Below are 18,664 nucleotides of genomic sequence, written 5' to 3'. Positions count from 1 at the left end.
ATGTCAGATGATATATTTCAAGCAGATCAAAATCGAGCTTATGATTTAATTTGTATGGGGCGTGTTGGCGTTGATCTATATGCAGAGCAAATCGATGCTCCCCTAAGAGATGTTCAAAGCTTTAAAAAATATTTAGGTGGCTCTCCAGGTAATATTAGTGTGGGAGCTGCGCGCTTAGGTTTAAAATCATTTTTATTTTCAGGTGTTGGCAAAGATGAAATGGGCCAATTTCTCAAACAAAAATTAGAACATGAAAATGTTGATACACGACTATTACAAGAATATTCAAATCATTTAACAGCTTTAGTGATTTTAGGTGTGCAGCCACCAAGTACTTTCCCATTAATATTTTATCGTAATGATTGTGCAGATATGCAACTAAAGCCACAAGATGCTAATGAATCCATCATTGCTCAAACAAAGGCATTTCAGTTCTCTGGTACAGGTATCTCAACAGAATCAATGCGACAGACCACTCAAAAAGCACTTTCTTTATGTCAGAGACATCAAACTCAAATAGTTTTAGATATTGACTATCGTCCAGTATTATGGAATTTGGTTGCTAAAGGTGAAGGTGAGCTTAGATTTAAAAAAAATAAAGAGGTAACAAAGCATTATCAAGAATTTTTACCTTATTGTGATTTAATTGTCGGTACAGATGAAGAGTTATGTATTGCAGCAGGTGTTGATGATCCTTATCAAGCAATTAAAATTATTCAAGATATGTCAAAGGCGGATATTGTTTTTAAAACAGGGTTAAAAGGCAGTGAAGTCCATTTATATGCTAATAAAAAAGTCATTAAAGCAGAGGCATTTATAGTTGATGTATTTAATACGCTAGGTGCTGGTGATGCCTATATGAGCGGTCTATTAGCTGGTTTATTAAAAGGTGAAACCTGGCAGGTTGCTTTAAGTTATGCTAATGCTTCAGGCGCAATTGTTTGTGCTCGCCATGGCTGTGCGCCAGCAATTCCAGATTTAAAAGAATTAAACTATTTTATTTCTCAGTACAAAAAAATAGGTCAAATTGTTTTAAGTGACCCAATTTTAGAGCGGATGCATCAACGAGTAACTATAGGTAAACCATCTGATTATCCATTGGCATTATTAGCGTATGACCATCGTTGGCAATTTGAGAAGGTATGTGATGAAAACAATTTGAGTTATCAAAAAATTAAAGATTTTAAGCGACTTGTTTATCAAGGGTTTAAACAAGTGAATTCAAGTTATAAAGGACAACAGCGGTTAGGTATTATCTGTGACCCAATCTATGGTAAAGATGTTTTACGAGAAGCAATCAAAGAAGGTGTATTTGCGCTAACACCTATTGAAGCATCAAATATTGACTTAATCCAATGGTTAGAAGAAGGCAAGTCAGCTTATGAAATTTTAAATGCTCAGCCTCAACAGTGGGGTGTAAAAGTCTTATGGAAATATCATAGAAACTGTAATGTAGATATGAAAAAATGGCAGTTAATGAAACTTAAGTCTTTATATCAAGCATGTTGTTCGCTGGAAAGAAAGTTAATGTTGGAACTTATTATTCCAAGTGAATTTGAGTTGACAGCAGAGGCAATAAAAGATGCCATTGAAGAAGTATATCAAGCATCAGTTTATCCTTTTTGGTGGAAGTTACAAATGGTTGATAGCCAATCGCAGTGGCAACTTATTGATGAAAGTATCCGCTTTTATGATAGAGAGGCAAGAATCATTGTATTAGGTGGGCAGGCGAAGTCACTAGAAGCTTATAAAGAAGATTTTAAATTATTAAAAGGAATCAAACAGATTAATGGTTTTGCATTTGGCCGAAGTATTTTCTGGGAAGCTTGGCTATTATATATCCAAAATAAACTGACTGAAGATGAAGTGATCATTCAAATTGCTAAGCGTTATGAAACTATTTTACAGATGTGGGTAGACAGTTAGTTAAAATTAATCATTATTATTTTTTGGAGTATTATTATGTCAGAAATTGATCCAATTATTCATCAAAATAGTCCATATATGAATGGCTATAACTCAATCGTTGAAATCAATGATTTATATCGAACTGGAATGAATTTTGGTGTGTTACATCTTTCACAGGGAGAAGTTTATGATTTAAGTTCTACTTTAGAAAGTGCTTATTTATTAATGACAGGTCAAGTGGAATTTAATTATTTAAATAAGAGTTATCAAGCATTTAGAACAAGTTATTTTGATCAAGAACCTATTGTATTACATTTATGTGCGAATGAAAAAGCCCAAGTGACTGCTAAAACCAATTGTGAAATTATGGTGATGCAAACAGAGAATGGGCAAAAATTTAAATCAATGGTTTTCGATGGTAGTAATATGCTTGAATCTGAGCGTCGAGGTAAAGGATTATTAGATGATGCTTCTTACCGTATTGTTAGAACGGTATTTGATACAAGAAACCGCCCTGAATCAAACCTAGTTGTTGGTGAAATTATTACTTTTTCAGGCCATTGGTCAAGTACGCCACCACATTATCATAAACAACCTGAAATCTACTATTATCGTTTTTCTGAACCACAAGGGTTTGCTATTGGTGAGGATGGTGAGCATATCCGCAGAATTCGTCAAAATGATACGATGGTGATATTGGATGAAAAAGAGCATGCTCATAGTAGTGCGCCTGGCTATGCATTATATACTTTATGGTTTATTAAGCATCTAGAAAACAATCCTTATATCGTGCCCACATTTAGAAAAGAGCATGACTGGGCACGCCATGAAAGTGCCAATTTACGTGTTTGGAAACCGTTAGAAGATATTGAATAAGTTTATAAGGTTTTATCAATGGAAAAAACAATTAGATTAACGACAACTCAAGCGCTATTACGGTTTTTATCGCAGCAATATATTGTATTAGATGGTAATGAATATCAATTTATTCAGGGTATGTTTAATATTTTTGGTCATGGTAATGTCACAGGTCTTGGAGAGGCGCTAGAATACGATACCTATGGGATAAAAAGTATACGTGGTAATAATGAGCAGGGGATGGCACATGCAGCGATTGCCTATGCAAAGCAAAAAAATCGATTAGGTATTATTGCCTGTACTTCTTCAATTGGCCCAGGTGCATTAAATATGGTAACTGCAGCAGGTGTTGCAACGTCAAATCGACTGCCACTATTACTCTTGCCTGGGGATATTTTTGCTGATCGCCAGCCAGATCCAGTACTACAACAAATTGAGCAAACATATGATTATAATATAACGGCGAATGATGCATTTAAACCTGTCAGTAAATATTGGGATAGAATCAGTCGTCCTGAAATGCTAATGACAGCTTGTATTAATGCAATGAGAGTATTAACAGACCCAGCTGAAACAGGCGCTGTTGTTTTATCTTTGCCCCAGGATGTGCAGTCAGAAGCTTATGATTATCCCGAGTATTTCTTTAAGAAAAGGTTATGGCATCTAGATCGCCAATTAGCTGTAGCTCGAGCGATTAATCAAGTAGCAGCGTTATTAAAAAATGCGAATAATCCAATAATTATTTGTGGTGGTGGTGTTCAGTATGCATTTGCTTGTGAAACATTAGCACAGTTTGCATTAACACATAAAATTGCAGTTACAGAGACTCAAGCAGGTAAAAGTGCACTATCTTGGCAGCATCCATTTAATTTAGGAGGTATTGGTACAACAGGTACACAAGCTGCTAATCAATTAGCCAAAGAAGCCGATGTTATTATAGCGATTGGTACACGTCTACAGGATTTTACAACAGCATCAAAATGGCTTTATGCCAATGCCGAAATGATTCAAATTAATGTTAATACTATGGATGCCTATAAAATGGATGCTGTTGCACTTAAAGGCGATGCTAAGATTGTATTAGAGCAGTTATCTAAAGCATTAGATGACTATGAAACAAGTTTGGATTATCAGCAAAAAATAGCCATGTATCAACAGAATTGGAATGAGGAAGTTGATCGTTTATATCACAAAGAAACATCAACGGGAAAATTAAGCCAGTTGCAGGTTTTAGGTGTTTTAAATGAATTTGTTCAGCCAGATGATACGGTGATTTGTGCAGCAGGTAGTTTACCAGGTGATTTGCATAGGCTATGGCGCTGTAAAAAGCCTAAAGATTATCACTTAGAGTATGCTTTTTCTTGCATGGGCTATGAAGTTGCAGCAGGCTTAGGCGTGGCTTTAGCAAAGGAAAGTGAGGGGGTTTCAGGCTGTCCTTATGTCGTTGTAGGTGATGGCAGTTATTTGATGCTTCATTCTGAAATAGTAACAGCAATTCAAGAGCGTCAAAAATTTATTATTATACTACTCGATAATTCTGGCTTTCATTGTATTAATAATCTTCAGATGAGACATGGCAGTGAAGGGTTTTGTACAGAGCTAAGATATAGAGATAATCAAGGGCGATATCAAGGTGAAACCATTCCAATCGATTTTGCACTTTATGCACAAGCTTTAGGTGCTAAATCATATAAAGCCAACACGATAGATGAATTAAAAAATGCATTAGAAGACTCTAAGTTACAGCAGCAAGTTATACTAATTGAAGTAAAAGTTGAAGCAAAAACCATGTCTGATGGTTATGAATCATGGTGGCGAGTGGGTGTTGCTGAACAGTCAAATGCACAAAGTGTTTCAGAAGCTTCTGAAACAATGCAAGTTGAATTAGAAAAAGTACGCAAGTATTAAATAAAGGTATAATCATATGACGAAATTCAATCATGTTAAACTTGGCATTTCACCGATTAATTGGACGAATGATGATGATCCAAATTTAGGCGGTGATATTACTTTTGAAACTTGTATTAAAGAAATGAGTCAAGCAGGTTTTCAAGGCACTGAAATAGGAAATAAATATCCCAAAGATGCACATAAGTTACGTCATTTTCTTTCTGAGTATCAAATGCAAGTATCAAGTGCTTGGATAAGTACATTTTTTACTGAAAATGGACGCTATCAAGAAACGTTAGAAAATTTTATGCATCACTTATCATTTATGAAAGCAGTTGGTGCTGATGTTATTAATTTATGTGAATGTGGTCATGGTATTCAACAAGCTGATTACCCTGTGTTTTCTAGTCATAAGCCAGTCTTTAATCATAAACAGTGGCTGTTATTAATTAATGGTTTACATGAATTAGGAAGGTTGGCTTATGATTATCAAATGCGTGTTTCTTATCATTTTCATTTAGGTACGGGTGTTCAAAACCAAGATGAAGTTGATTACTTGATGAAACATACATCACCAAGCTTACTTGGATTATTACTTGATACAGGGCATGCATATGCAGCGGATATATCACTAGATTACTTATTTAAGCATTATGGAGCAAGAATTAATCAAGTTCATCTAAAAGATGTGCGAACAGAAGTCTTAGATCAAGTACATAAAGATCAACTAACATTTATGGATGGAGTAAGAAAGGGCTTGTTTACCGTTCCTGGCGATGGCTGTATTGATTTTGATTTAGTATTTAAACAATTAGCACAAAAACAGTATCAAGGTTGGTTTATTGTTGAGGCAGAGCAAGATCCAGCAAAAGCAAATCCTTTAGAGTATGCTAATAAAGCCAGGGTGTTTATTAGAGAAAAAACTGGTTTATAAAAGGGAATCTTTATGAAAAATATTGTGTTAATTGGTTGTGGCCGTATTGGTAAAATGCACTTTGATAACTTAGCAATAATTGATAGCATTAATGTAAAGTATATTGTTGATGATTATATTAATGCTGATGATTTTTCTGAGGTAATTGTTAAAAAGGCATCACAATTAGAAGAAGTATTATCTGATGATCAAGTTGATGCCTGTGTTATCGCTGCATCTTCTAGTGCCCATGTTGATTTGATTAAGAAAGCGATTGACTTTAGAAAGCATATTTTTTGTGAAAAACCTATTTCATTTGATGTCAATGCTTTAAATGAGCTTGCTCATTTAGTTAAAGAAGCAAACCTTAAACTGCAAGTTGGTCTTAATCGTCGATTTGATCCTGATTTTTTAGCGCTCAAAAATGCAATTGATAAGCAAAAGATTGGTTCTATTCAGATTATTAAGATTACTAATCGCGATCCTAGGCGCCCAGATTTGAAATTTGTTGGTAAATCGGGTGGTTTATTTTTTGATTTTAATACTCATGATTTTGATATGGTGCATTTCTTATCTGGTGAGAGGGTTAAAGAAGTTTATGCTATTGGTGATGCATTGATTGAATCAAGACTTAAAGAGTTAGGTGATATTGATACAACATTAATTACATTAAAATTAGACAGCGGTGCGCTTGTTATGATTGATGCATCTCGTGAAACAAATTTTGGTTATGACCAACGAATAGAAGTATTTGGTTCAAAGGGTATGCTAAAGGTTGATAATTTTAGCCCAACAAATGTAAGTTGTATTTCATCTAATAACCTGCAACAATCACAACTACCTTATTGGAGTTTTGTTGAGCGCTATCATCAAGCATACTTAAATGAATTTAAAGCATTTGCTGATTATTTAAATGCTTCAGATGATGTTGGTTCACCTGTAGGGATCGATGATATGATTCAATCTGTAGAAGTTGCTATGGCAGTACAACGTTCATATGATAATAATCAAGCGATTGTACTTTAAGCTTGTGTGTTGGTAAAAGTAAATTTAAGACTCATTGGGAGAGTGAATGATGATAGAGCATTTTATCAATGGTAAGAAAGTAAGTAGTTGCAGTGATACTTATGATATATACAACCCAGCGACTGGTGAAATCATAGATACATTAGCTATGGGTTCAGAAAGTGAAATTGACCAAGCGGTAACAGCTGCAAAAAATGCATTTGCAAGTTGGAGTAAATTAAGCCCACTTAAACGTTCAAGAGTATTATTTAAGTATTATCAATTATTAAATGACAATAAAGAGACAATCGCAAAATTAATTACTAAAGAGCATGGAAAAGTTTATTCAGATGCGCTAGGAGAAGTACAAAGAGGTATTGAAGTTGTTGAATTTGCCTGTGGCATGCCACAGTTATTAAAGGGTGACTTTTCTTATCAAGTATCAACTTCAGTAGATTGCTATTCATTACGTCAACCTGTCGGTGTTTGTGCAGGTATAACACCATTTAATTTTCCTGCTATGGTGCCAATGTGGATGTTTCCAATTGCGGTAGCCTGTGGAAATACATTCATACTTAAACCATCTGAGAAGGATCCATCGGCTTCAATGTATTTAGCTGAATTATTTAAACAAGCTGGTTTACCTGATGGTGTATTAAATGTTGTTCATGGTGATAAAAAAGTTGTCGATGCAATATTACATCACCCAGATATTTTAGCCGTAAGCTTTGTCGGTTCAACGCCGATTGCTCAGTATATTTATGAAACAGCAGCTAAAAATGCTAAGCGAGTTCAAGCATTAGGTGGTGCTAAAAATCATTGTATTGTGATGCCTGATGCAAATATGGATGATGCAGTGGCAGGTTTAATGGGAGCAGCTTACGGTTCGGCAGGTGAGCGCTGTATGGCGATCTCAGTTGCTGTGGCTGTAGGAGAAGAAACAGCAGATAATTTAATTAATCAATTATCAGAGCAGATTGATCAATTAAAAGTTGCCCCTGGTGATATAGAAGGTGCTCAAATGGGGCCTGTCATTACCAAAGCGCACCGAGAAAAAATCATTGGTTATGTTGACTTAGGTGTTAAAGAAGGTGCTAAGTTAGTTAAAGATGGTAGAAGCTTTACTTGCTCTGGGCATGAAAATGGTTTTTTTGTTGGACCTGCATTATTTGATCAAGTAACGCCAGATATGACTATTTACAAAGAAGAAATTTTTGGTCCTGTTTTATGTGTTGTACGAGTGGGAAGTTTAAAAGAAGCAATTCAATTAATTAATCATAATCAGTATGCAAATGGCGTTGCTATTTATACAAGAGACGGTGCTTCAGCAAGAGAATTTGCTTCAGATATTCAAGTTGGTATGGTTGGTGTTAATATACCCATTCCAGTACCAATGGCATTTCATAGTTTTGGTGGATGGAAAAACTCTTTATTTGGTGATATGTCAGTGCATGGGCCAGAAGGTGTTCGTTTTTATACCCGATTAAAAACAGTAACATCTAAGTGGTCTGCAAGCCAATTAAGTTCAGATAATCAGTTTTTTATGCCGACACTAGATTAATTTAAGGAGTATAATGAATACAATAAAAGTTGTCGCTGGTATTATTTTAAAAGATAATCAAGTCTGTTTAACACAGAGAAAAAAAGATACTCATTTGGCCCAGTATTGGGAATTTCCGGGTGGTAAAGTAGAAAATAATGAGACGAGTGAGCGCGCATTAGTACGAGAATTATCAGAAGAAATTAATATTAAACCATTAAATTATAAAGCTTATCATAAGCTTAAATATGACTATCCTGAACGGTCAGTTTGTTTATCATTCTATTTGATTGATGATTACGTGGGAGAAATAAAAGCAAATGAAAATCAAGCATTAAAATGGGTTGAAGTCAATCAATTAACATCAGTTCAATTACCAGAAGCTAATCAACCAGTAGTTGAGATGCTTGTGGCTGAATTTGTATGATAGACTTATGCATACATTCAAAAACAATATTATTAATATTTATGGCCAAAAAGGTCAAACTTGGTTGGATTTACTGCCTGATCGAATTCAACAAATTAAAGATCAATATCATTTAACTAAGCTACAACCAATTGAAAATCTTAGTTTTAATTATATTTTAAAAGGTTTTCAAAATGGTCAGGCAATTATTTTAAAAATAGCAATCGATGAAAAATCTTTAGAAAATGAAGCTGATGCACTAGAAGCATTTCAAGGATTTTACACACCTAAAATTTATGCTAAAGAAAAAGATTTCTTAATCTTAGCTCAGGCAATACCTGGTGATACTTTAAAAAATCATTTCCCAAATAAAGAAACTGATTCAATCGAAATATTTTGTGGCATTTTGAATGCATTACATCAAGTAAAATTGCCTAATAATCATAGTTTTCAATCGATAGAGAAATGGTTGGTAGCACTGGATAAAGACTATGATATTCCTTTGAAATATTTATCGAAAGCAAGAATTTTATATAAAGAGTTATTAAAAACTCAAGAAAAAGAAATATTACTTCATGGTGATTTACATCATGATAATATTATAAAGCATCAAAACGACTGGATGATGATTGATCCAAAAGGCATTATTGGAGAACCTGCATTTGATGTTTGTGCATTTATCAGAAATCCAATTCCTGATTTATTAGAGCAAAATAATTCGAAAGCCGTAATCAATCAACGAATTGTTCATTGTGCTAGATTACTTAGTTTATCGGAAGATAGAATTGATAAGTGGTTCTTTGTAGAAGCAGTTTTAGGCTGGGTTTGGGATTTAGAAGATAACCTAGATCCAAGTTATTTTAAAAATTTATTAGAAATAATTGATTAAATGTTACAGAACATTTAGATATTACCTGACTTAATTTATTTTACGCTAGAGCTTAAGCTATATAAGCGTTATAATCATTTTCTTATACTAGAAATTTTAATTATAACTACAAAGTGAGGCGTATGTTGAAGATGCAGGAAATCATGCAGATTGAACAGGAAGCATTAGATGCAGTAGAAAGTGCAGATAATAGTAAAAGATTAGATGATATCCGTATTGAGTATTTGGGTAAAAAAGGCTTATTAACAGATATTTTAAAAGGTTTGGGAAAACTATCTCCACAAGAACGCCCTCAAGCAGGGCAAGCGGTCAATGTGGTTAAAGAAAAAATACATCAAGCGATTTCTAATAAAAGAAATACGTTATTAAATGAAGAGTTAGAATTAAAACTACAAGCTGAAAAAATTGATGTTACTTTAAGTGGTCGAGGCTATGAATTAGGTAATATTCATCCAATTAGCCATACATTAAATCGCATTGAAAGCTTTTTTACCCAAGCGGGCTTTTCTGTTGAGAAAGGACCTGAGATAGAGGATGACTTTCATAACTTCGAGGCATTAAATATCCCAGAGCATCATCCAGCTCGAGCTATGCATGATACGTTTTATTTTAAAGAAAATTCAGTATTACGAACGCATACTTCCAATGTCCAGATTCGTTATATGGAAAATCATAAGCCGCCAGTTCGCATTATTGCACCTGGACGAGTTTATCGATGCGACTCAGATATTACACATACACCTATGTTTCACCAAGTCGAAGGTCTATGGATTGATGAAAGTGCTACCTTTGCAGATCTAAAAGGCGTATTGCAGCAGTTTCTAAATGCTTTTTTTGAAAAGGATATCAAGTTACGTTTTCGTCCAAGTTATTTCCCATTTACAGAACCATCTGCTGAAACTGATATTGAGTGTGTTATGTGTCAAGGTGGAGGTTGTCGAGTCTGTAAGCAAACTGGTTGGTTAGAAGTATTAGGTTGTGGTATGGTGCATCCAAATGTATTGAAAGCTTGTGGTATTGATCCAAGTGTTTATCAAGGATTTGCATTTGGAATGGGGGTTGAACGTTTAACGATGTTACGTTATGGCGTTAATGATTTAAGATTGTTTTTTGAGAATGATTTAAGATTTTTAAAACAGTTTTAATATGAATTGAAAATAATGATTCTTTTAAAGAGACAATTGGATGATTTTCGGAGTAGAAATTAAATGAAAGTATCTTACCAGTGGCTAAATAAGTTTGTTCAAACAGATTTATCATTAAAAGCATTAACTGAACAATTAACTTTAGCAGGTTTAGAAGTTGATAGTATTGAACCTGTTGCTGCAGAATTTTCGAACGTAGTTGTTGGTCAAGTAATTGGAAAAGCTAAGCACCCTGATGCAGATAAGCTTTCATGTTGTAAGGTAGATGTAGGCAATGAAGTATTAGATATTGTCTGTGGAGCAGCAAATGTAACTGAAGGTATGAAAGTTGCCGTTGCATTAGTTGGAGCAGAGCTACCAGGCTTAAAGATTAAAAAAAGTAAATTAAGAGGGCAAACCTCTAATGGGATGATATGCTCAGAAAGAGAATTAGGCCTATCTGATGAGCATAGTGGTATTATGTCACTACCTGTAAACGCTCCAATTGGTGATGATGTTCGTCAATATCTACAGTTAGATGATAGTTCTATTGAAGTTGACTTAACACCAAATAGAGCAGATTGTTTAAGTGTTGAAGGCATTGCAAGAGAAGTTGCTGCATTAAATCGTGTTATGTATAGTCCAGTTGATGTTAAACCAGTTCAAGCAGAGATATCAGATATAGTAAGCATTGAGCTTGAAAATGATCAAGCATGCCCTAAATATGCTGGGCGAATTATTCGTAATGTAAACCCAAAGGTAGAATCACCATTATGGCTTACTGAAAAACTACGCCGTTGTGGTATTCGACCGGTTAGTATTATTGTTGATATTACCAATTATGTTATGCTTGAGTTAGGCCAGCCCATGCATGCGTTTGATTTAGGCAAAATCGATGATGGTATAATCGTAAGAATGGCTAAAGAAAACGAAAAACTGATCTTATTAGATGGTAATGAAGTTAACTTAAACAAGGATACTTTAGTTATTGCAGATCATAAAAAAGCACTGGCGTTAGCTGGTATTATGGGCGGTGAAGGTTCATCTGTAACAGATCAAACAGTCGATATATTCTTTGAGTCAGCCTTTTTCTCTTCATTAGCAATTGCAGGCAAAGCACGTAGCTATGGTCTTCACACGGACTCATCACATCGCTTTGAGCGTGGTGTTGATCCAGTATTAGTTGAGCGAGCAATAGAAAGAGCAACTGAATTATTAGTAAGCCTTTGTGGTGGAGAGGCTGGTGACGTTGTGGTTAAGTCAAATGAAATGTATTTACCTAAAAGAGATACTATTACATTAAATTTAACGCGCATTAAACGTTTATTGGGCCTTGAGACGACTGCTGATGAGGTAGTCAGTATTTTGACTGCTTTAGGGTTCACACTTAAAAATATTCAATCAGATCAATGGCAGGTCAATGTTCCATCATGGCGATTTGATATTGCAATTGAGGAAGATTTAATTGAAGAAGTTGCACGTTTATATGGTTATGAAAATTTGCCACAAACATTGCCTAAACTAACAATGCCAACAGTTACTATGCAAGAATCAGCAATTGAAGTATCAAAAGTAAAGCATTTATTAGCTGCACGCGGCTATAAAGAAGCGATTACCTATAGTTTTATTGATCCAAAGTTCGATCAGTTTTTTGCGTTGCATCATGAAAGCTTGGCATTAAAAAATCCAATAGCTTCTGATATGGCTGTAATGAGACAAAGCTTACTACCTGGTTTATTAACTGCATTGAAGAATAATATTCATCGCCAGCAAAGTCGTATCCGTAGTTTTGAGACGGGCAATTGTTTTATATATGATAAAAAAGGGGTATTAGAGCAAAAACAGATGCTAGCAGGTGTTGTTTCAGGTACATTAACACCGCTTCAGTGGTCAAATATGCATGAAAGTGATTTTTATGATGTAAAAAGTGATGTTTCAATGCTATTGGCTATGACAAATAGTCAGTTTAGCTTTAAACCAATTAATTTACCTTATTTACATTCTGGGCGTAGTGCAGCCATTTTAAATCAAGAAGGTGATATAGTTGGCTTGATTGGTCAAATACATCCGAATTTGCAAAAATTAGTTGCCTTAAAAGGTAAAGCACCGATTGTGTTTGAACTTGACTGGAATGTACTAAACCATATTAAATTAGCAAAATTTAAACATTGGTCAAAATATCCATCTATTTCTCGTGATATTGCAATTGTTGTAGATGAAGATATTGCCGTTGAAAATATCAGACAAACCATCATTGAGACAGGTGGAGAATTATTATTAGATGTGGGTGTTTTTGATCTTTATCAGGGCGAAAATATGCCAAAAAATAAAAAAAGTGTCGCATTTAACTTGATTTTACAAGATTCATCGAAAACACTTAAAGATGAAGATGTCAATCAAGTAGTCAGTCAATTGGTGGCACGACTTGAAGAAAATTATAAAGCAACACTAAGAGAGTAAGCGTATGAGCACATTGACAAAAGCTGAAGTGATAGATGCTGTCGTTAAATCATGTCACATGACCCCAGACCAAGCTAGAGTGTTTGTAGATCAGTTTTATACGGATATTGTTAAAACATTAATTGCAGGGGATGATGTGAAACTGTCAGGGTTTGGTAATTTTAATTTACGTCGTAAATCGGGACGCCCCGGTAGAAATCCTAAAACAGGTCAGGAAGTGGCGATTGAACCACGTACTGTAGTTACATTTAAACCAGGGCAGAAATTAAAAGGTGAAGTACAAGTAGCATTGGATAGAAGAAAAAGAGGCTATTAAGTAGTAGAAGATTAATCAAGCTTCTAACTTTTCTTAAAAAAATCTATTTCGGTACCAAATTCATCTGGTATTTTGCCCTGAGTAGAAGGGAGGATATGTTTATTATGATTACATATCGATTATTCCGTTTGGGGGGAATGATCATAATTTTCTTGATTATGATATGCTTTACAAATGTTTATGCTAAAGGTGAAGATAGTCAAGAACGCTTGCCTGTTGCAGAGGTACAGAAGTTTACTCAAGTATTAGAAATTATTAGAACACTTTATGTTGAAAAAATAACTGACAAAGAAATGCTTGAAAATGCGATTGAGGGCATGCTTGAGCGGCTTGATCCACATTCAACTTATTTGGATGAAAAAGAGTTATCCGATCTTAGTCTTGCAACAAAAGGCGAATTTGGTGGTTTAGGTATTGAAGTGACCATTGAGCATGGAGTTGTGAAAGTTGTCGCTCCAATTGATGATACACCTGCACAAAAAGCAGGTATTAAAGCAGGTGACTTAATTGTAAGGATTGATAACCACCAAGTTAAAGGCTTAACACTAACTGAAGCAATTGATTTAATGCGTGGCAAAAAAGGTACACCAATTACTTTAACGGTGGTTAGAGTCGGTTCAGCTAAACCTTTAACATTCAAAATCTATCGTGATATTATTAAGATCACTTCAGTGAAATCAAGATTAATTGAAGATAAGTATGGTTATATCCGTATTAGTGCATTTCAAGAGAATACAGAAAAGAATTTATTTAAAGCATTAGAAGATCTTGAAAAAGAGTCAAATGGCAAGCTTGAAGGAATCATTCTTGATTTAAGAAATAATCCAGGTGGAATTTTACAAGCTGCAGTTGATGTAGCTGATATGTTTTTGGATGCTAATAAGCTTAAATATGATAAAAAGATTGTTTATGCAAAAGGGCGATTAAAAGCATCAAAGTTTGAAGGTATTTCAGAAACATCAGATGCTTCAGAAGGGCTACCTATTGTTGTATTAGTTAATAGTGGCTCAGCAAGTGCATCAGAAATTGTTGCAGGTGCACTACAAGATCATGGTCGTGCAATTATTATGGGAATTAAAACATTTGGTAAAGGCTCAGTTCAGACGGTATTACCACTCAATGGCAATTCTGCTGTAAAAATTACAACAGCACGCTATTATACACCAAAAGGAAAAAGTATTCAGGCAGAAGGTGTTATGCCTGATATTACAGTAAATGAATTAGAAGTACCTTTCGATGAAGAAAAGTCAAAATTAATGGCACAGTGGCAAATTAGAGAAGAACATTTAAACCATGCATTAGAACAAAATGATGATAATACTGAAGAAGTGTTAGAAGTTAATGATCAAGAAATAGTCGAAGAGTATACCAATAAAATTAAAGATAAGGATAAAGTTCAAAAACATTTAGTTCATGAAGATTATCAATTGAATGAAGCTTTAAATGTTTTAAAAGCAATGATTGTTATTCAGAACTTAGCCGAACGATAATTAAGTGATTTATAAAAATATAAAATGCTTACAGGTAAAATTGCAATAAGTAACCCGCTGATAAAAATAATCTCATAATGAATTTTACTACCCACATCAATATTCTCTGGTGGAATAAAACCGACAGCTAATGTAATTGTAGTACCAATTAGTCCCATCACTGTGACAATCCACATACCCGCGGTTTTACCAGGAATACAGAAAGGGTGTTCGATATTAGGATGTTTATAGTGAAGCTTAATTGCAGCAAGGAACATTAATACATACATCATAACATAAATTTGAGTACTTAAATCAGTTAAAAGCCAGTAGGAACCATTAACACTCGGCATTAAAAGATAAGCAAGAGAAATAATAGAAACTAATATTGCTTGGGATATTAAAATTCGTCCAGGTGCATTGGCTTTATTACGTTTTTGTAAAAATAATGGTAGAAAACCATCTTCTGCAGCATGCATTAAGCCTCTAGCTGGTGAGATGATCCAATTGATCATAGTTCCAAGCGAACCAACTAAAATCATAATAACTAAAATGGGTAATAAAAAGCCAATATGAAAGTGATTAAGAAAATTTTGGAAAGACTGGAAAACCCCAGCAACTAAGTTTAATTGATGTTTTGGTACAACCATGGCAATCGATAAAGAACCAAATCCCATCGTAATTAAAACAAAAATCATAGCAAAGATGAGTGCTTTAGGTACTGTTTTTTTAGGGTCTCTTACACTTCTGATATGTACTGTTGCCAATTCAAGCCCCAAAAATGAAGTGATAATGGCAGTTAATGTTAATAGTTGTTGATGGCCGTTATGAAATGGTAAGGTATTTTGTAGCGTAAAATGCAGTTCACTAGGATTTCCAATAATAAGCCAAATAATGGCTAATATGATGATTAAAGCCATCGGAATAACAACACCAATTACAGTACAGATACTTGCAACTTCAGCAGATATTCTTAACCCTTTTAAGTTAATAATCGTTATGATCCAAAAAAGTACGAGCATTGTTGTAATTAAATAAAGCTTGAAATTAACCAGCTCAGGTGAGATTAAATAAGCAATATTTGCTGCTAAATAGGATAATACAGTAGGAAACCAAAAAACGGTGTTAATCCATTGAAACCAAATCGCCAGTAAAGCGATTTTATCTCCAAAAGCTTCATAAACCCAACCATAAATCCCAACATGGCCTTTTTCAGTATAGGTTGAAGCAAGTTCAGCAGAAACAAGTGCAACTGGAATAAAGAAAAATAAAGCAGCAAAAATAAAAAAGAAGGGTAAGTAAGTACCAAATAATGCTGTTGTTGGTAAATTTCTCATATTATCGATAGCGCCAGCCATTAACATAGCAAGCATAAAAAAGCCAATTTTAGCTGTGGACATAATGATTTTAGTATCTGTGTAATTAAATTAAGATGATACTATCATAGGTTAGTGATGATCAATTGCAAGTAGTAATTAATGATCAGTAGGTATTTGGCGACTTTAGGAACTAAAATGATTAAAGATAGGCCTTAATATTAATATAACAATTCTTATTGGATGAAGCTGTTGCTATACTTAAACCAAGTGAGAGATCAAAAGAGATACGTAGTTAATGGGATTTTGGAATATCTATTTGTTAATTTGTCATATTCTATCATTAGTTGCATTTATCCGCGTGATCAGTCAAAAGCAAAGAACGCCTACCAGTATTATTGCATGGACATTAGCTTTGGCATTTATGCCATATATCTCTGTGCCACTTTATTTTGTCATAGGTATTAGAAAGCGTCCAACACCGACACAGTCAAGTTTAAACCAAGATAAAATAATACTTGAGTCAGACAAATTAATTCCAACCTTATTTAAAGGTTATGGCTTAGATACGGCATCTAGTGGTAATGATTTTACTTTATATACTGATGGTGTTAAAGCATATCAAGCATTTGTTGATGAATTAAAGAAAGCAAAAACACGTATTTATATCAGTACCTATGTATTTCAATATGATGTTATGACTAAATCATTACTACATATTTTTAAAACTAAGGTTAAAGAGGGGGTTGATGTTCGAATACTAGCCGATGGTGTAGGCTCTTGGAAGCTATATTTTAGCTTTTTCTTAAGAAGAAAATTAAAAAGCTTTGGTATTAACTTACGTTTTTTTATGCCCATATTTAGAAATCCATTTAAAAATGCGATTAATTTACGAGATCATAGAAAAATCTATATTATTGATAATCGCTGTGTATTTACCGGTGGTATGAATTTAGGCGATGAATATATGGGTGCTAAGCCCAATAAAAAGCGTTGGCAAGATATTTTATTTTCTCTTAAGGGAAATTCCTTAAAAACATTAGAACGATTATTTATTGATGACTGGCAATTTGCAACGGGTGAGCGTTTAAAAAGTATTTTACCTGAAGCTTCAGGTGGTAATTATTTAGTGGAGATTGCACCATCGGGGCCTGATATCCAAAAAGATATTGTATATAATGTTTTAATGAGTAAAATCTACCAGGCAAAAAAACGTATTTGGATTATGACTCCTTATTTTATTCCACCTCGTGAATTAGTTAGAGCTTTAGTTATAGCAAACTATCGAGGCGTTGATGTTAAATTAATAACGCCATCTAAGTCCAATCATTTACTAGCAGATATTGGTAGAAGTCATTATTTAGAGCGCTTAAAAGATGCTAATATTGATGTTTGCCTTTTTGAAGGGGAAATGGTGCATGCAAAAGCAGTGCTATTTGATGATGCCGTGATGTTAGGTTCTGTTAATTTAGATTATCGAAGTTTATTTTTAAATTATGAATTAGGTGTATTTTTTCACTCTGAAGTAATCTTAAACCAAATTAAAGTTTGGATGGAAGGGTTTATTTTAAATGCACGTCATGAGATTAAGAAAACGGGTCCTATTAAGCAATTTGTTGCCAATTTAATGAAAGTATTTGTGCCATTATTATGATTAAACCTGCTGTTGATTTAAAACGTCATTCGCCAGCTATGCTAAATCCAGTATTAAAAAAGTCGTTTTCACTTATTTGTTGGAATGTCTATAAAAAGTTACATAAACCAAAACAAATTACTTATTTAATGAAATTATTATCTCAATATAAACCAGATTTATTGACTTTTCAGGAAAGCCCATCATTAAAACGTATTGCGCAATCAACCTCAGCATTAGAAGCATATGAAAAGTATTATTTTTCTAATCTTGAATTTAAAAATAGATCATTTGGTTTACTAACAGCATCAAATGCAGAAAGTAAGCATAGTAATTATGTAATTAGCCATTATAAAGAGTTTATTTTTAGAACGCATAAAGCATTTTTGGTGAGTATTTACCCTTTAACATCAGCTGATGCACTTATGCTAATTAATGTGCATGCAATTAATTTTAGAAGCGTTCAAATTTATCAAAAAGAATTGCAACAATTATATGAATTTGCTTTATCACATCAAGGACCATTAATCATTGCTGGTGACTTTAATAGTTGGGGAACAGGTCGATTATTATTATTAGATCAGTTAATTCATCAGTTAAATCTAAACTCTGTTAAATTTGAAAATAGCCGTTTAATTAAATCATTTATATCATCACCATTAGATCATATTCTCTATCGAAACTTAACAGTAGATGAGTCATTTGTTTTGGACTGTCATAAATTATCAGATCATAATCCACTGTATGTAAAATTTTGCTAAAATTAAGCTGCTGTAATCAATTTGACAGTATTTAATCAGACATATATTATGTTGCGTTTGTTCGATTATGGGTATAACAGGTAACTTAAGTTGATATCAAATGATAAAGCTTCCAGAGACATTAAAAAATTTTGATGCAAATAACTCGCAGTATGGTGATTATTTAATGCAGATGC

General features: G+C 33.9%; 15 protein-coding genes. 14 read left to right on the top strand and 1 reads right to left on the bottom strand.

Going from position 1 to position 18,664, the window contains the following annotated elements:
• From iolC to KFE69_11795, 12 genes are all read left to right on the top strand, one after another.
• Entirely contained in the window at window positions 1–1,926 is a 1,926-nt protein-coding gene (gene iolC / locus KFE69_11850; protein ID UTW42170.1) for a 5-dehydro-2-deoxygluconokinase, read from the top strand.
• Between the two features lie 36 nt (window positions 1,927–1,962).
• Window positions 1,963–2,784 carry a 5-deoxy-glucuronate isomerase gene (locus KFE69_11845; protein ID UTW42169.1) on the top strand — a complete coding sequence of 274 codons (822 nt, stop codon included), beginning with the start codon at window positions 1,963–1,965 and terminating at the stop codon, window positions 2,782–2,784.
• A gap of 18 nt (window positions 2,785–2,802) precedes the next feature.
• Window positions 2,803–4,674 carry a 3D-(3,5/4)-trihydroxycyclohexane-1,2-dione acylhydrolase (decyclizing) gene (iolD, locus tag KFE69_11840; GenBank protein UTW42168.1) on the top strand — a complete coding sequence of 624 codons (1,872 nt, stop codon included), beginning with the start codon at window positions 2,803–2,805 and terminating at the stop codon, window positions 4,672–4,674.
• 16 nt (window positions 4,675–4,690) lie between these two features.
• Window positions 4,691–5,590, top strand: coding sequence for a myo-inosose-2 dehydratase (gene iolE / locus KFE69_11835; GenBank protein ID UTW42167.1), 900 nt, complete (start codon window positions 4,691–4,693; stop codon window positions 5,588–5,590).
• 12 nt (window positions 5,591–5,602) lie between these two features.
• On the top strand, window positions 5,603–6,595 hold the full coding sequence (locus tag KFE69_11830) for a Gfo/Idh/MocA family oxidoreductase (GenBank protein UTW42166.1): 993 nt from the start codon (window positions 5,603–5,605) through the stop codon (window positions 6,593–6,595).
• 46 nt (window positions 6,596–6,641) lie between these two features.
• A complete protein-coding gene (locus KFE69_11825) occupies window positions 6,642–8,135 on the top strand; it encodes a CoA-acylating methylmalonate-semialdehyde dehydrogenase (GenBank protein ID UTW42165.1) in 1,494 nt (497 codons plus the stop codon).
• A gap of 13 nt (window positions 8,136–8,148) precedes the next feature.
• The gene (mutT, locus tag KFE69_11820) at window positions 8,149–8,541 is read left to right on the top strand and encodes an 8-oxo-dGTP diphosphatase MutT (GenBank protein UTW42164.1); all 393 of its coding nucleotides are present in this window, start codon (window positions 8,149–8,151) and stop codon (window positions 8,539–8,541) included.
• 7 nt (window positions 8,542–8,548) lie between these two features.
• A complete protein-coding gene (locus KFE69_11815; GenBank protein ID UTW42163.1) occupies window positions 8,549–9,409 on the top strand; it encodes a phosphotransferase in 861 nt (286 codons plus the stop codon).
• A gap of 131 nt (window positions 9,410–9,540) precedes the next feature.
• Window positions 9,541–10,554, top strand: coding sequence for a phenylalanine--tRNA ligase subunit alpha (gene pheS / locus KFE69_11810; protein UTW44069.1), 1,014 nt, complete (start codon window positions 9,541–9,543; stop codon window positions 10,552–10,554).
• A 63-nt stretch (window positions 10,555–10,617) separates the two neighbouring features.
• Window positions 10,618–12,993 carry a phenylalanine--tRNA ligase subunit beta gene (gene pheT / locus KFE69_11805; GenBank protein ID UTW42162.1) on the top strand — a complete coding sequence of 792 codons (2,376 nt, stop codon included), beginning with the start codon at window positions 10,618–10,620 and terminating at the stop codon, window positions 12,991–12,993.
• Between the two features lie 4 nt (window positions 12,994–12,997).
• On the top strand, window positions 12,998–13,309 hold the full coding sequence (locus KFE69_11800; GenBank protein ID UTW42161.1) for an integration host factor subunit alpha: 312 nt from the start codon (window positions 12,998–13,000) through the stop codon (window positions 13,307–13,309).
• Between the two features lie 104 nt (window positions 13,310–13,413).
• A complete protein-coding gene (locus KFE69_11795; GenBank protein UTW42160.1) occupies window positions 13,414–14,799 on the top strand; it encodes a S41 family peptidase in 1,386 nt (461 codons plus the stop codon).
• On the opposite strand, the gene KFE69_11790 is transcribed toward KFE69_11795, so the two are convergent.
• Window positions 14,778–16,178, bottom strand: coding sequence for an amino acid permease (locus KFE69_11790; protein UTW42159.1), 1,401 nt, complete (start codon window positions 16,176–16,178; stop codon window positions 14,778–14,780). The genes KFE69_11795 and KFE69_11790 overlap by 22 nt on opposite strands.
• Before the next feature lie 214 nt (window positions 16,179–16,392).
• Between KFE69_11790 and KFE69_11785 the strand changes: the two genes are divergently transcribed.
• Window positions 16,393–17,748, top strand: a complete 1,356-nt coding sequence (locus KFE69_11785; protein UTW42158.1) for a PLDc N-terminal domain-containing protein — start codon at window positions 16,393–16,395, stop codon at window positions 17,746–17,748.
• Window positions 17,745–18,488 carry an endonuclease/exonuclease/phosphatase family protein gene (locus tag KFE69_11780; GenBank protein ID UTW42157.1) on the top strand — a complete coding sequence of 248 codons (744 nt, stop codon included), beginning with the start codon at window positions 17,745–17,747 and terminating at the stop codon, window positions 18,486–18,488. The genes KFE69_11785 and KFE69_11780 overlap by 4 nt, the downstream gene beginning before the upstream one ends.
• Window positions 18,489–18,664 lie beyond the last annotated feature (176 nt).

It is taken from the genome of bacterium SCSIO 12844 (assembly GCA_024397935.1).
Lineage (GTDB): Bacteria > Pseudomonadota > Gammaproteobacteria > Francisellales > Francisellaceae > M0027.
Note: the sequence above shows the minus strand (reverse complement) of the source record. Positions and strands in the feature narration are given on the sequence as shown.

Bases quoted from the DNA above. Each gene is read 5' to 3' on its own strand.
- KFE69_11795 (UTW42160.1), top strand. From the start codon at position 13,414: ATGATTACATATCGATTATTCCGTTTGGGGGGAATGATCATAATTTTC.
- pheS (UTW44069.1), top strand. From the start codon at position 9,541: ATGCAGGAAATCATGCAGATTGAACAGGAAGCATTAGATGCAGTAGAA.
- KFE69_11845 (UTW42169.1), top strand. From the start codon at position 1,963: ATGTCAGAAATTGATCCAATTATTCATCAAAATAGTCCATATATGAAT.
- KFE69_11815 (UTW42163.1), top strand. From the start codon at position 8,549: ATGCATACATTCAAAAACAATATTATTAATATTTATGGCCAAAAAGGT.
- iolC (UTW42170.1), top strand. From the start codon at position 1: ATGTCAGATGATATATTTCAAGCAGATCAAAATCGAGCTTATGATTTA.
- KFE69_11830 (UTW42166.1), top strand. From the start codon at position 5,603: ATGAAAAATATTGTGTTAATTGGTTGTGGCCGTATTGGTAAAATGCAC.
- KFE69_11825 (UTW42165.1), top strand. From the start codon at position 6,642: ATGATGATAGAGCATTTTATCAATGGTAAGAAAGTAAGTAGTTGCAGT.
- KFE69_11780 (UTW42157.1), top strand. From the start codon at position 17,745: ATGATTAAACCTGCTGTTGATTTAAAACGTCATTCGCCAGCTATGCTA.
- KFE69_11785 (UTW42158.1), top strand. From the start codon at position 16,393: ATGGGATTTTGGAATATCTATTTGTTAATTTGTCATATTCTATCATTA.
- iolE (UTW42167.1), top strand. From the start codon at position 4,691: ATGACGAAATTCAATCATGTTAAACTTGGCATTTCACCGATTAATTGG.
- KFE69_11800 (UTW42161.1), top strand. From the start codon at position 12,998: ATGAGCACATTGACAAAAGCTGAAGTGATAGATGCTGTCGTTAAATCA.
- iolD (UTW42168.1), top strand. From the start codon at position 2,803: ATGGAAAAAACAATTAGATTAACGACAACTCAAGCGCTATTACGGTTT.
- mutT (UTW42164.1), top strand. From the start codon at position 8,149: ATGAATACAATAAAAGTTGTCGCTGGTATTATTTTAAAAGATAATCAA.
- pheT (UTW42162.1), top strand. From the start codon at position 10,618: ATGAAAGTATCTTACCAGTGGCTAAATAAGTTTGTTCAAACAGATTTA.
- KFE69_11790 (UTW42159.1), bottom strand. From the start codon at position 16,178: ATGTCCACAGCTAAAATTGGCTTTTTTATGCTTGCTATGTTAATGGCT.